The following is a 13,008-nucleotide window of genomic DNA, read 5'->3' on the forward strand; positions in this document are numbered from 1 at the left end:
TTTTAACCCGCGATATCAATACGAACCATTGTTCCGTCAGCGCGCTTAATGTTGACGTGTGGTAGTTCACCATGGCCAGTGCCTTTCGGGTCGTCATGACCGTAAACACGCCCGGTATCCTTATTAATTGGATAATCTTTTCTATAACGAGCTTTTCCATCTCTTTTCTTAAACTGGTCCATCTTATGTTTCTTTCTTATACCACCAGCATCTTGCGAGCCTATACCCCTGACTTTCTGGACATCAGGAAATGCTGCGTCCAACAACTCGTTAGCCTCGCTTTTGTCCTTAACCCTCACGACTGTTTTTTGAGGCCCGTTACGTAAGGCGTCCACTTTCTTTGGACAGGCTGCCAGACCCAAGGGATCCAACCACGTAAAGGGATTAGGCGAGTAGGCGTAAGTATTCACGCCCCCCATCAACCCAATCGGATCCGGCGTCGTAAACCGCCCCACATCCGGATCATAAAACCTAAACGTGTTGTAGTGCAGCCCGGTCTCCCGGTCCAGGTACTGCCCCTGAAAGCGCAGGTTCTGTTCTTCGATAAAGTACGGCTTGCGCACCTCTTCGAGCGTGTTTCCCCACACACGGTATCGCGCATGCCACACGGTTTCCCCTTCGGTTTCGGTCAGTTGCTCAGGCAAACCGTTCAGGTCGTTGTGGTAGTAACGGATTTTTTGCTGGGGGCCGATCCCATCGACTCGCGCCAAGGGTTCGTAGCCTTCATCTTCATAGATGTAGAGGCTTGTCTGGGTATGTTTGTGCTCCTGCAACAAGCGCAAGCCGTCCCAATCAAAGCGGGTCTCTGCCAGCGTAAATCCGTGGCTGTCATGCTCGGTCTTGGCTATTCGCCGGCCGAGCGGGTCGTAGGTCATTTTCACGACCTGCTCCCGCCCATTTATCTGTCTGCAGACTTCGATCAGCCGGTGTTGAGCGTCGTACGCGAAGCGTTGCAGACCTCGCACGGTACTGCGCTTTTCGATCATTCGACCAAAACCGTCGTAACGGTAACGCTTATCCTGATAGGTCAGGAGCTTGTCGTGCCTGACCAGCCCACCCTGCCCTTGCGGGCCGTCCAGCAGGTTGGCGGCCGCGTCGTAGGCGAAGGTTTGCTGCTGACCTTGAACGTTGTCCTGGCTGGCGATAATCCGGCCGGTCGCGTCGTAATGCAGCAATTGGCGTCGGTGCCCGTCCAGGCGGCCGATCAGGTTGTCCGCCGGGTCGTACTCAAACGTTTTCTGTTGGGTTGGCGGCAACTGCCGGGGCTGGCCTGTAGGGCTGCATTTACGTGAACGCAATCGGCCGCAACGGTCGTACTCGCTACGGGTGATGAGCTGGCCTTGGGTGCGCAGGACTTCACGGTGCAGGCGGTCGCGTTCGAAGTCGCTGATAACGTGGCCGTCAAGGTTAAGCTGGTGCAGGTGGCCGCTGCCGTAGTGCAGGCGATTGAGCCAGCGGCCGTCGGGCAGTTGCGTCTGGATCAGGTTGCCAAGTTCGTCGTAGCGGTGGCTCAGGCTGCCGGCGGCACTGTGTTCGGTGAGCAGTTGGCCCAGTGGGTCGTAGGTGAAGGCTAGAGCCTGAGTGGTCTTATCGTTCCCGGTGAAAGTGACGGCGGTGAGTTGGTCGACTAAATCGTAGGCGTATTCGGTTCGCCCATCCTCCGTCTCTTTGGCCAACAGACGACCGACAGCGTTGCGCTCCAGGTAATGGACGATAGAAGCGTCGGCATTCGATGGCACATATTCGACGGCGGCAAGGTTATGCAGCGCGTCGTACGTATAACGCCGCGAGCTACCGCCGAGGTCTTGTTGCTGGGTAATACGGTCGCCCTGGTCCCAGGTAAAACGGTATTTTTCGCCGTTTTCGTTGGTCAGGGTTTGGAGTCGGCCGTAGGCGTCGTAGCAGAACTCGATCTGTCGGCCATGAGCATCGACCCGTTGGCGCATCTGCCCGCGCCGATCGTATTGATAGCGGGTGATATGGCCCGCTGCATCGGTATAGCCGATCAACTGGCCGCTGGGGTCGCGAAGATACTGTTCGATGTGCCCGTAGGGCCTTTCGGTTTGCAGCATTCGCCCTTGGTGGTCATGTTGATAGCGCTGCCGTTCCCCCCACGCATCGATCACGACTTGCAGGTGGCCACGCCGATCGTACTCGAATCGCGTGGGGTAACCCGAGCAGTCGATCTGCTCGATCAACTGTCCGATTCCATTCCAGCGTAAGGTGCTGCCTTTGCCCGTGGCGTCGATGATTTCTATCACCTGGCCAAACGCATCATGACGGTACCGCGTGACGTGACCGAGTGGATCGGTTTCGCTGGTGCAGTTGCCGCGCTGATCGTAGCGATACTGCCAGTGGTGTCCGGTGGCATCGGTCTCTACCAACGGTAGCGACCAGTGCTCCAGCCACGCGGTGGAATCGATACGGCCCAAAGGATCTCGGATGTTGGACAGGTTGCCGGAGGCGTCGTAGCCGAACGCCCAATGCCCGCCCTGAGGATCGGTGGCACCGAGCAACTGACGCTCGTCATTCCATTCAAATTGCCAGGTTTGGCCGAGATTATCGGTATACACGGTGATCTGGTACTGGGCATTCCAACGGCGCGTGCTGACGCGTTTCAGGCCGTCGCTGATCCGCGTGACGCCTCGTGACAGGTCGTAATCGAAGTGGTACGCGTCGCCTTCATCGGTCCAGTGCCTGATCACCCGCCATTCGTAATCATCCACGCAGGCCCATTGATAAAAACACCGCAGACCAGTGGGGAGTTGGTGTTCGACCATGCGCTGGCCACTGTCGTACGCAAAGCGGCGCTGCACATGCCCATCAACATCGCGCACTTCGGCCAGGTCGCCATGTGCGTCGTAGCCGTAGCTGGCGAGGGTTTCTCGGCTGTGATCCAGGTACAGGCGCTCAATACGCTCCACGCGGCCGGGCCATTGCAGGCTGTAGCCCAGTTCGATTCGCACATCGCTTAGGGGGTCGCGCAACTGACTCAGGCGGCCTTGATCGTCATAGTCGAGGACGACGCGATTGTCATTGCGATCTCCCAACTGGTTCAGCCGCAAGTGCAAGGGATTACCAGGCGTGGGCTCGAATAGCCGATAACGGCCGTCGACACTTTCAATCAGCAGGTGGCCGTCACGATGGCGTCTTACACTCAAGCCTTCGCCCGCGCTGAACACCGCGCCACCCAATGCAATCGCGCCCATGTCGATCCGACGCGCTTGCTCATCGGTGTAGATAAGTTGCTCGCCGCCTTCGGGATGCGCGCCAATCTCGACGCTAACCTCGTAGCTCACACTCCAACCGCAGCCAAATAAGCCCTCGCGGCGCTCGTCCTGGCTGCTGTAGTAGCGTTGCCACACAATCGGCAACAGGCCTGGCAACGCGAAATCCAGATCATCGTTTCCATCAAGGATCTTCGCACCCGTGGCGCTGTGCACTGGGTTGGGCGACCCCGCGACCGCAGCGGTCAGCGCTCGGTCCACCTGACTGCTACCCCACGACACCAGCCCACCCACCGCCATGCACGGCAACTGGCTGAAGAACTTCGCGCCACCGCCTCGCAATGCCAGCAGCGCCGTCACGGCCAAGCCGACGCCCGGCGTCTTGCCGCTGTGAATCTCGCGGACCACCACCGGCGCGCCGCCGACGATCACATTCGATGAAACCTGGACGTTTCCGACCTTGGCTTCGCAGCTGCTTCTGTCCCCGCTGCGCACAGCGGGCTGGCCGTTGATGAATACTTTGCTGGAACCTTCGGCCAGGTACTGCTCCGGCATGGGCGGGTGTTTATTGCAGTCGACCGTATCGGCAGGACAAGGCACCGCACCCGTGGCCGGAGCAGCCACGGTCGGACGCCACAATTGAGAAAAGAAGCCTGCGGCGATATCCAGATAGGTCGGCTCAACGCCAGCCTCGGCCACCACAGGCAAAACTTTTCCGGCCGCACGCGCAGCTGGTTTGCCATTGATGAACACATCGGGCGAGCCACTGCGGATAAAGGCATCGACTACCGGCGGGAACAGAGCATCGGCGACCGATTCACATAATCGCGAAAGCCCCTTATCCGCCCCGGCCTTGCTCATCCCGACGCCGACGACCACCCCCACGACCGCGCCCAATATGACGCAACCGAGGCCGCCCGTCGCCACGGTTATCCCAGTCGCCACCACCACGGCCGCTGTTGCCAGGGCGGTCACGGCCACGTTGGCCGCAATCTCAAGCACCCCACCCAACACGTCGGCGAGCATTGAGCTGTGCAACAGCGCATCACCCTCGCGGGCTGCCCACGGCGTATCAGTCATGTGCAACGATCCCTGTCCGAAAAGACCGAGATCAAATCACGCAGTGGCGTTATTGCTCAGGTGAGACTTTCCGAGTCGCTCGTAGGAAAGCTCTGGGGCGCGGCACCTGATAAATGCAATAACCGAATAATAACAATCAAAATAATAAATATATTTGATAATTAACTTATAACCAAAAAGAACTTCACAGCGAGTTCTTATGGGAATAACGTGAAGTCCTCACCGACCCCTTCTCCAGGCGGAGGTAACCGAACCCTTTCACGATCTGCCTGGAGCCTGCATCCCATGGTCTTTCCCACCCCCTTCAAACACCTGCTCCTGAGCACCGCCCTGGCCCTTGGCCTCGCCACCACCGCCCACGCCGCCGACCTGCAACCACTGCGGGTGGCCAATCAAAAATCGACGATTAAGGCCCTGCTCGAAGCCTCCGGCGAAACCAAAGACGTGCCCTACACCATCCAGTGGTCGGAGTTCCCGTCCGCCTCGCCCCTCGGCGAAGCCCTGAATGCCGGCGCGGTGGATATCGGGGCCTTGGGCGACGCGCCCTATGTGTTCGCGCTGGGTGCCGGGGCGTCGCTCAAAGTGGTCAGCATCATCCACGCCGAAGGGCGCAATACCACCGCACTGCTGGTGCCCAAGGACTCGCCGATCAAGACGGCAGCCGACCTCAAGGGCAAGAAAATCGTCACCGGCCGCGGCTCCATCGGGCATTACCTGGCGATCAAGGCATTGGCGACTGCCGGTCTGACCAGCCAGGATGTGCAGTTCATCTTCCTGCTGCCTGCCGAATCGCGCCTGGTGCTGGACAACGGCACCGCTGACGCCTGGGCGACCTGGGACCCTTACACCACGGTGGTCACCTCCCAAAGCCAGGCGCGAATCATCGCCAGCGGCAACACGCTGCTGAGCAACCACCTGTATCTCGCGGCGACCAGCCAGGCCATCGCCGACAAACGCACACAACTCGACGACTTTGTCGCCCGTGTCGACCGCGCCTACGCCTGGGCCAATACGCACCCCGACGAATACGCCGCCGCCCAGACCAGAATCACCGGCCTGCCACTGGCGGTGCATGTGGCCGTGGCCAAGGAAACCCGCCTGAGCCCGGTGTTGATCGATGACAGCGTGATCAGTGGCCTGCAAGCCACCGCCGACACCTATCAAAAAGAAGGCCTGCTGACCAAACACATCGACGTGTCCCAGGGCTTCGACAAGAGCTTTAACGCCAAGCGTGCACCCAACAACCAAGCCTCGCGCTGAAGGAGCAGAACATGAGCAAGCCACGTCATTTGAAATTGGGAGCAATGGTCCACGGTGTCGGTCACGGCTGGGGCGAATGGCGCCACCCGCAGGCCCTACCGAATGCCAGTACCGATTTCGGCTTCTACAAGCAGCAGACTGAACTGGCCGAAGCCGCCAGATTCGACTTCGTGTTCATCGCCGACAGCCTGCATATCCACGCCAAATCCAGCCCCCATTACCTCAACCGTTTCGAGCCGCTGACGATCCTTTCAGCCCTCGCGGCCCTGACCACCCATATCGGCCTGGTCGCCACGGTGACCGTCAGTTACACCGAGCCCTACCAAGTGGCGCGTCAGTTTGCATCCCTGGACCATATCAGCGGCGGTCGCGCCGGCTGGAACGTGGTCACCTCGTGGCTCAGCGGCACCGCCGACAACTTCGGCAAGGCCGAGCATCCGCCGCATGCCGTGCGCTACCGCATCGCCAAGGAACACCTGAACGTGGTCAAGGGCCTGTGGGACTCCTGGGAGGACGATGCCTTTGCCTACAACAAGCAAAGCGGCGAGTTTTTCAGCCCGGACAAGCTGCATGCGCTGAACCACAAGGGCGAGTTTTTCTCGGTCAAGGGGCCGCTCAACATTGCGCGTTCACGCCAGGGCCAGCCGGCGATTTTCCAGGCCGGCACCTCGGAAGACGGGCGTAACTTCGCCGCCGAACATGCCGATGCGATCTTTGTGCATGTGGAAAGCATCGAAGAAGGCCTGGCCTACTCCCAGGACCTCAAGCGCCGGGCCAAAGGCTTTGGCCGCGATGCCGACAGCCTGTCGATCCTGCCGGGCATCCGCCCGATTGTCGGGCGCGATGCCGCCGAAGTGGAAAGCCGCTACCAGCAAGCCGTGGACCTGGTCACCGTGGAAGACGCCATCGTCGCCCTCGGTCGCCCGTTCAACGACCACGATTTCAGTCAATACCCGCTGGACGAGCCCTTCCCGGAACTCGGCGACCTGGGGTCCAACAGCCAGAAAGGCGGCTCCGACCGCATCAAGCAACTGGCCCGCGACGAGGGCTTGACCCTGCGCGAAGTGGCCCTGCGCTTCTCGCGGCCCAAGCGGGATTTTGTCGGCACCCCGGAGCAGGTCGCCGATGCGATCCAGACCTGGTTCGAGACCGGCGCCAGCGATGGCTTCATCGTCAACTCGGTGCTGCCGGATGGCTTGCAGTTCTTCACCGAGCTGGTGGTACCGGTGCTGCAACAGCGCGGGCTGTTCCGCACCGAGTACAGCGGCCACACCCTGCGCGATAACCTGGGCCTGGACGTGCCGGCCAACCGTTACAGCGTCGAGGTGGAAGAACCGCAAGAGGCGCTGGCATGAGCGAATCCCTCAACGGTCGCCTACGCTCCGTGGAAGTCGCCAACTTCGAAGCCCTGCTCGAACGCCTCACCACCGAGCTGGCCAGTACTGCGCCGCAGTACGACGACAGCGGCGCCTTCCCCCACGCCAACTTCCAACGATTGCAGGAACACGGCCTGGTCGCCCTCACCGTGCCCAAGGCCCTGGGCGGCGGCGGTGCCAGCCTGGCCCAGGCGCGCAAGGCGATCAGTGCGATTGCCAAGGGCGAGCCGTCCACTGCGCTGATCCTGGTGATGCAATACCTGCAACACACACGCCTGCAAGACAGCAAAACCTGGCCCCCGCATTTGCGCGTGAAAGTCGCCGAAGACGCGGTGCGCAACGGCGCGCTGATCAACGCCCTGCGCGTCGAGCCCGACCTCGGTACCCCGGCCCGTGGCGGCCTGCCGGCGACCACCGCCGTGCGCACCGCCGAAGGCTGGCGCATCAGCGGGCGCAAGCTCTACTCCACCGGCAGCCACGGCCTGAGCTGGTTCAGCGTGTGGGCGCGCAGTGATGACGCCGACCCGCTGGTGGGCGCGTGGCTGGTGCCCAAGGCCAGCCCCGGCGTGACCATTATCGACACCTGGGATCACCTGGGCATGCGTGCCACCTGCAGCCACGAAGTGGTACTCGACAACGTGCTGGTGCCGCTGGACCACGCCGTCAGTGTCAGCCCCTGGAGCGCACCGCAGCCGGAGCTGGACGCCGACGGATTCCTGTGGATGGCGGTGTTGCTGTCGTCGGTGTACGACGCCGTGGCCCAGGCCGCGCGGGACTGGCTGGTGAACTGGCTGCAAGCGCGCCAGCCCTCCAACCTCGGCGCGGCGTTGTCGACCTTGCCGCGCTTCCAGGAAACCGTCGGGCATATCGACACCCTGCTGTTTGCCAACCGCAGCCTGCTCGACGCCGCCGCCGACGGCCACACCCCGGCGGCCAATGCCGCACAGTTGAAGTACCTGGTCACCAACAACGCCATCCGTGCGGTAGAGCTGGCCATCGAAGCCTCGGGCAACCCCGGCCTGTCACGCCACAGCCCCCTGCAACGGCACTACCGCGACGTGCTGTGCAGCCGCGTCCACACCCCGCAGAACGACGCCGTGCTGCAAGGTGTCGGCAAGGCCGTGTTCGCCCAACGCCAGAAGGAACGCACATGACTCAGGTGATTATCGCCAGCCAACTGGGCGAAGATTTCAATCAAGTGATCCGTGAACGCCTGGCGCCGCTGCACCCCAAGGCCCAGGTGATCGACGTCCCCATCGGCGTCCCCAGCGACCTGCCGCCCCACGCGAACATCCTGCTGCTGCGCCCGATCAATGTGCGCGGCTACACCGCCCTGGACACCCCGCCCCCAGGCTGGCCGTACGCCGCGAAATGGGTGCACCTGGTGTCGTCGGGGATCGATTTCTACCCGCAGTGGCTGTTCAATGGCCCGCCGGTGACGACCTCCCGTGGCAGCGCCGCCGACAACCTCGCCGAGTTCGCCCTGGCGGCGATCTTTGCCGCGTCCAAGCACTTGCCGGACATCTGGGTGAAAGACTCACAGTGGAATTTCACCGCGCTGCGTCCACTCAAGGGCACCACTTTGGGCATCCTCGGCTTTGGTGCGATTGGTGAAAGCCTGGCGCAGAAGGCCCACGCATTGGGGATCAACGTGGTGGCGCTGCGCCAGAGCCCGACGCCGTTCGGGGTCGACGGGGTTGAAGCGGCAAGGGACATCCACGACCTGTTCGCCCGCGCCGACCACCTGGTGCTGGCGGCGCCGCTGACCGATGCGACGCGCAACATCGTCGACCGCGACGTGTTGGGCAGCGCCAAGCCGGGCCTGCATTTAATCAACATTGCGCGGGGTGGCCTGCTTGATCAGGCGGCGCTGCTGGAAGCACTGGACAACGGGCAGATCGGCCTGGCATCGCTGGACGTGACCGAGCCGGAACCGTTGCCGGATGGGCACCCGTTGTACAGCCATCCAAGGGTGAGGTTGTCGCCGCATACGTCGGCGATTTCGACCAACAGCCGCAATGAAATTGCCGATACGTTTTTGGCGAATCTGGAGCGCTACATTTCGGGTACCGAACTGGCAAATCTCGTTAACGCCTGACGCAGTTTAAAAATATTGGTGTTATTTGATGCGGTAGTGGAACGTGTTGCGCACCGCCGGCACCGCAACAGCCTTGCCATCAACGATCCTTGGCTGATAGCGGAAGGTGTTCGCCGCCGTCAATGACGGCCGCATGAACAACGGATGGCAGCCGTCCAGCACCCTGGGATTTTCCACGCGGCCCTGGGTGTTGACGCTGTACTCCAGGGTGCAATCGCCTTCGATGTTCTTGTCCAGGGCGCGCTCGGGGTAGTCCGGTGCTTCCTTGCTCAGGGGCTGGTATTGGCGGCTGTCAAAAGCCGGTGCCGCTGCTGGGGTGGGTGTTGCGACGCGGGCTTTTTCGGCCTGGCGCTCCTGGGCCACGCGTTGCTGTTCCAGCTCGCGGTTGCGTTGCTCGCTCGCCAGGCGTTCCTGTTGTTGCTCGACCTTCTTTTCTTCGACACGTTTACGCGCCAAGGCGGCTTTCTCCAGCTTTTGTGCCTGGATTTGTGGGTCCACCGCAGGCTTGACCGGCGCCGGGACCACTACCGGCTCTGGCGGCGCGGGTGCAACGGCCACCGGTTCTGGCACCGGCGCAGGCGCAGGCGGCAGCATGACCAACTGGGTGTGCATCACCCGAGGCGCCTCCACCAGCGGCTTTTGCGTCGACCAACCCACCATCAACGCCGCCAGCACGCCCGCGTGCAGCGCCACCGCCAGGCTGGCGGCGAAGCTGTTGCGCCACACGCCGGACGTATCCCTGGGTTCCATCGCAAGCTGTGGACTGTGCATGATCATCGCCGTCATTGCGGGGCCTCGGTCACCAGCCCCAGGTTGCTCACACCGCCTTTTTGCAACACCGCCATGGCAGCGACCACACTGCCGTAGCCGGCATTGTCGTCGGCGCGGATATACACCTGGGTGTCACTGCGCGCCGCTACCACCTGCATGACCTTGGCGCCCATTTCGTCCAGGCTCACGGCGCTGTCGGTCTGGTGGCGGGTGTCGAGCTCGCCGCCGAGGTTCCAGTAGTAGCCGCCGTCGGCTTTTACCGACAGCGTCAGGATCTGCTGGCGGGTATCGGTGGCCAGCGCCTCGGCGGCGACCTTGGGCAGCTCGATCTTCACGCCCTGGGTCAGCATCGGCGCGGTCACCATGAAGATCACCAGCAGCACCAGCATCACGTCGATGTACGGCACCACGTTCATTTCGGCCTTGGGCCCGTGTTTGCGTTGCGGCCTGACTAACATCGGAATGCTCCTGTTCAGGCCGCCACGGCCAGGTTGATCGGCGCGCCGCGCAGGGTACGGTGCAGGCGCACTTGCAGTTCGTTGCCGAAGGCGTAGTAGCGAGTGAGCAAGGTCTGGCCGCGTGCGGCGAAGCGGTTGTAGGCGATCACCGCCGGGATGGCTGCAAACAGGCCGATGGCCGTGGCGATCAGCGCTTCAGCAATGCCCGGCGCCACCGTCGACAGCGTGGCCTGTTGCACCTGGGACAAGCCGATAAAGGAATTCATGATCCCCCACACGGTGCCAAACAAACCGATATACGGGCTGACCGAACCCACGGTCGCGAGAAACTGCAGGCCCTTTTCCAACTCGATTTCCTGCTCGGTGATCGCCACCTGCAAGGCACGCTCAACCCCTTCGAGCACCGCCGGGTCATGGCTGTGCAGGTGCTGGTATTCCTGGACGCCGGCGATAAAGATCGGCGCAATCCCGCCCTCGCCTGCCTGCACGGTTTCGCGGTACAGCGGTTGCAAGTCGGGGGCCGCGCGAAAGCGCTGCACAAAGCCGTTCAACTGGCGCTCCAGGCGGCGCAGGACGCTGCCGCGCTGGATGATCAGGTACCAACTGAGCAGCGACGCCAGCAGTAAAGTGATCATGACCGCCTTGACCAACAGGCTGGCGTCACTGATAAGGCCCCAGATCGTCATATGTTCCATCGTCGCGTGCATGGTGATGTCCTATTCGATTAAAAAGTGATGACCGGGTGATGACGGTTCACGGCAATTTCAGTGCGCGGGTCACGTCGGCCCACGGCACGAATTTGAAGTTCTGGGTTTGCTCGGGCATGCGCTTGCGCCCGTCCTGCACCACCAGCATGCCTTGGCTCCACGGCCCGCCAAGGTTGATCGCGGTGACTTCCAGGCCATCGGTTTCCGAGGCGCCGTCAATACCGGCGGCGGCATTCAGACCGACACGAAACCCGCCGTGAATGGCGAATGGCGGCTCGGCATCCACCACCAGGTAGCTGTCGTTGCCTTGGCTGGAGATCACCAGGTAGTCGCGTTTATCGCTCTGGTACAGCGCCAGGCCTTCGACATCCGCATGCAGTTGCGGGCCGACCTTGATCACGCTGGTGAGCGTGGCCGGTTGATCGGCGCGGGCGTCCACTGCCCAGACGCCCACGTCCTCCTCACCAATAAACAGGCGCTGGCGCTGATCGTCGGCCACACAGCCTTCGGGTTGGCTGTCGACCTTGAACTGGCGCACCAGCTCGCCCTGCACGCGACCATCCGGGGCACTCAGGCGGTATTGCAGGAAGGTGCCGTCCTTGCCGTTAGCAATGGCGTAGATCTCACCGCTGGCGGGCTGGTACAGGCAGATGCCGTAGATGTCCTTGAGCGGCGTGGGCACTTCACCGGCCTCGCGCAACTCGCCGCTCTGGCGGTCGATGCTGAACAGGCTGAGGCTGTTGTGATCACGATTGCTGGCGACGGCAAGGTCGACGGTCTGCGCGCCCAGCTTGAAGTTGGGGCGCACATCGACGTTGTTCAGGCGCCCGACTGCCAGTTCCTGCAACAGCTTGCCGTCGAGGTCGTAAGCCAGCAGGCCCTGTTTTTTGTTGGTGCCGAGCACGCGGCTTTTCGACGGTTGCTCAGGGTGAATCCAGATCGCCGGGTCATCCGCCGCATCGCCCTGGCGGCCGACCGGGTCGGTTTGACGCACGGCGGCGACTTGCGGCAGCGCCGGCTCGGCTGCTACCGGTTTGGCCTGCCAGTTGAGTTTGCCCTGGTAGAGCTTGCCGCTGTCGTCGTCGCGTACCAGCAGTTGCTGGCCGTTGACGCTCAATTGTTCCGGTTCTTTCAAACCTGGCAGGCGCAGGCTCGATTGCTCGACCCAACGTTCGCCGGTCTGTTGGAACAGATGCAGCTGTGCGGTTTTCGGGTCCAACGCAACCAGGCCGCCCGGTACCAGTGCGATGGCGCCGGCTTCACGCTTCGGATCGTCGAACACGGCCACCGGCGTGCGTTTCACGTCTGCTTCCGGGTGCGCGGGGTAGGCCCACCAGCCGACATTTTCTTCATTCACCACCAACTGATTGGAAGCGTCATCGACCTGGCAGAACTGCGCCGACGGCGGCAACGGGATCCCGCGCACGCGCTGGGGTTCGGTCAGCAGTGTCGAGCCATTGCCCACCAGCCATTGCTCGCCCTTGCCCTCTTCGCCGACCAGAAACACAAACAGGTTGGCCGCCGAATCGCGGTACAGGCACAGGCCGTTCACCGGGTAATCGCGGGGCGGCAGGTACAGCGGCTTGCCCCAGGTCTTGCTGGCGGGATCGAGGTTGATCAGCAGCGCTTGTTGCCGATCATTGTCGAGGCTGGCGACCAGGATTTGGGCACCGCCAGCGCGGGTATCGAGGCTGCTGAAGTTGCCTGTGAAGCGGGTCAGTTCAGCGCCTTTGGCGTCGAGCAGTTGCAGACCGTCGCGGGTGCTGGCGGCCAGGCGTTCGGCGCCAGTGGGCAGGAAGGCCACGGCTTCGGCGTTCAGGCTGGGTACCCAAGGGGTCAGTGCCAGGTCGGCAGCGGATACATTGCCGCTGGTGATCAGGGCGATCAGCAAGTACAGCTTGGAAATTCTCATGAACAAACAAAGTCCTTCGAAAACAATGGAGATCCAATGTGGGAGGGGGCTTGCCCCCGATGAGGGTGTGTCAGTTGATCAATCTTTCACTGATCCACCGCTATCGGGGGCAAGCCCCC

9 protein-coding genes are annotated in these 13,008 nt (G+C 62.1%); 4 read left to right on the forward strand and 5 right to left on the reverse strand.

What is annotated here, in order from left to right; genetic code table 11:
- Nucleotides 1-2: 2 nt before the first annotated feature.
- On the reverse strand, nucleotides 3-4,307 hold the full coding sequence (locus AOA60_RS26640) for an RHS repeat-associated core domain-containing protein (RefSeq protein WP_099586874.1): 4,305 nt from the start codon (nucleotides 4,305-4,307) through the stop codon (nucleotides 3-5).
- A 285-nt stretch (nucleotides 4,308-4,592) separates the two neighbouring features.
- Here AOA60_RS26640 and AOA60_RS26645 point away from each other — a divergent pair, with 285 nt between their 5' ends.
- From AOA60_RS26645 to AOA60_RS26660, 4 genes are read left to right on the forward strand one after another with little or no spacing between them, the layout of a single operon-like run.
- Nucleotides 4,593-5,567 (forward strand): ABC transporter substrate-binding protein, encoded by a 975-nt coding sequence (locus tag AOA60_RS26645; RefSeq protein WP_099586875.1) that lies wholly within the window; start codon nucleotides 4,593-4,595, stop codon nucleotides 5,565-5,567.
- 11 nt (nucleotides 5,568-5,578) lie between these two features.
- Nucleotides 5,579-6,922: an LLM class flavin-dependent oxidoreductase gene (locus AOA60_RS26650; RefSeq protein ID WP_099586876.1), complete on the forward strand. Its 1,344-nt coding sequence runs from the start codon at nucleotides 5,579-5,581 to the stop codon at nucleotides 6,920-6,922.
- Nucleotides 6,919-8,097, forward strand: a complete 1,179-nt coding sequence (locus AOA60_RS26655) for an acyl-CoA dehydrogenase family protein (protein WP_099586877.1) — start codon at nucleotides 6,919-6,921, stop codon at nucleotides 8,095-8,097. Before AOA60_RS26650 ends, AOA60_RS26655 begins: the two co-directional genes overlap by 4 nt.
- Nucleotides 8,094-9,041, forward strand: coding sequence for a D-isomer specific 2-hydroxyacid dehydrogenase family protein (locus tag AOA60_RS26660; RefSeq protein WP_099586878.1), 948 nt, complete (start codon nucleotides 8,094-8,096; stop codon nucleotides 9,039-9,041). Before AOA60_RS26655 ends, AOA60_RS26660 begins: the two co-directional genes overlap by 4 nt.
- Before the next feature lie 21 nt (nucleotides 9,042-9,062).
- Here AOA60_RS26660 and AOA60_RS26665 read toward each other — a convergent pair whose 3' ends face one another.
- From AOA60_RS26665 to AOA60_RS26680, 4 genes are read right to left on the reverse strand one after another with little or no spacing between them, the layout of a single operon-like run.
- Entirely contained in the window at nucleotides 9,063-9,827 is a 765-nt protein-coding gene (locus AOA60_RS26665) for an energy transducer TonB (RefSeq protein ID WP_099586879.1), read from the reverse strand.
- A complete protein-coding gene (gene tolR, locus AOA60_RS26670) occupies nucleotides 9,824-10,270 on the reverse strand; it encodes a protein TolR (protein WP_099586880.1) in 447 nt (148 codons plus the stop codon). Before tolR ends, AOA60_RS26665 begins: the two co-directional genes overlap by 4 nt.
- Nucleotides 10,271-10,284: 14 nt before the next feature.
- On the reverse strand, nucleotides 10,285-10,977 hold the full coding sequence (gene tolQ / locus AOA60_RS26675) for a protein TolQ (protein ID WP_099586881.1): 693 nt from the start codon (nucleotides 10,975-10,977) through the stop codon (nucleotides 10,285-10,287).
- Between the two features lie 46 nt (nucleotides 10,978-11,023).
- Nucleotides 11,024-12,889 (reverse strand): phytase, encoded by a 1,866-nt coding sequence (locus tag AOA60_RS26680; RefSeq protein ID WP_099586882.1) that lies wholly within the window; start codon nucleotides 12,887-12,889, stop codon nucleotides 11,024-11,026.
- Nucleotides 12,890-13,008: the final 119 nt, after the last annotated feature.

This window comes from Pseudomonas sp. 2822-17 (genome assembly GCF_002742485.1).
GTDB lineage: Bacteria > Pseudomonadota > Gammaproteobacteria > Pseudomonadales > Pseudomonadaceae > Aquipseudomonas > Aquipseudomonas cyclaminis.

Coding starts and splice junctions, on each gene's coding strand:
- AOA60_RS26640 (WP_099586874.1), bottom strand. CDS start 4,307: ATGACTGATACGCCGTGGGCAGCCCGCGAGGGTGATGCGCTGTTGCAC.
- AOA60_RS26645 (WP_099586875.1), top strand. CDS start 4,593: ATGGTCTTTCCCACCCCCTTCAAACACCTGCTCCTGAGCACCGCCCTG.
- AOA60_RS26650 (WP_099586876.1), top strand. CDS start 5,579: ATGAGCAAGCCACGTCATTTGAAATTGGGAGCAATGGTCCACGGTGTC.
- AOA60_RS26655 (WP_099586877.1), top strand. CDS start 6,919: ATGAGCGAATCCCTCAACGGTCGCCTACGCTCCGTGGAAGTCGCCAAC.
- AOA60_RS26660 (WP_099586878.1), top strand. CDS start 8,094: ATGACTCAGGTGATTATCGCCAGCCAACTGGGCGAAGATTTCAATCAA.
- AOA60_RS26665 (WP_099586879.1), bottom strand. CDS start 9,827: ATGACGGCGATGATCATGCACAGTCCACAGCTTGCGATGGAACCCAGG.
- tolR (WP_099586880.1), bottom strand. CDS start 10,270: ATGTTAGTCAGGCCGCAACGCAAACACGGGCCCAAGGCCGAAATGAAC.
- tolQ (WP_099586881.1), bottom strand. CDS start 10,977: ATGCACGCGACGATGGAACATATGACGATCTGGGGCCTTATCAGTGAC.
- AOA60_RS26680 (WP_099586882.1), bottom strand. CDS start 12,889: ATGAGAATTTCCAAGCTGTACTTGCTGATCGCCCTGATCACCAGCGGC.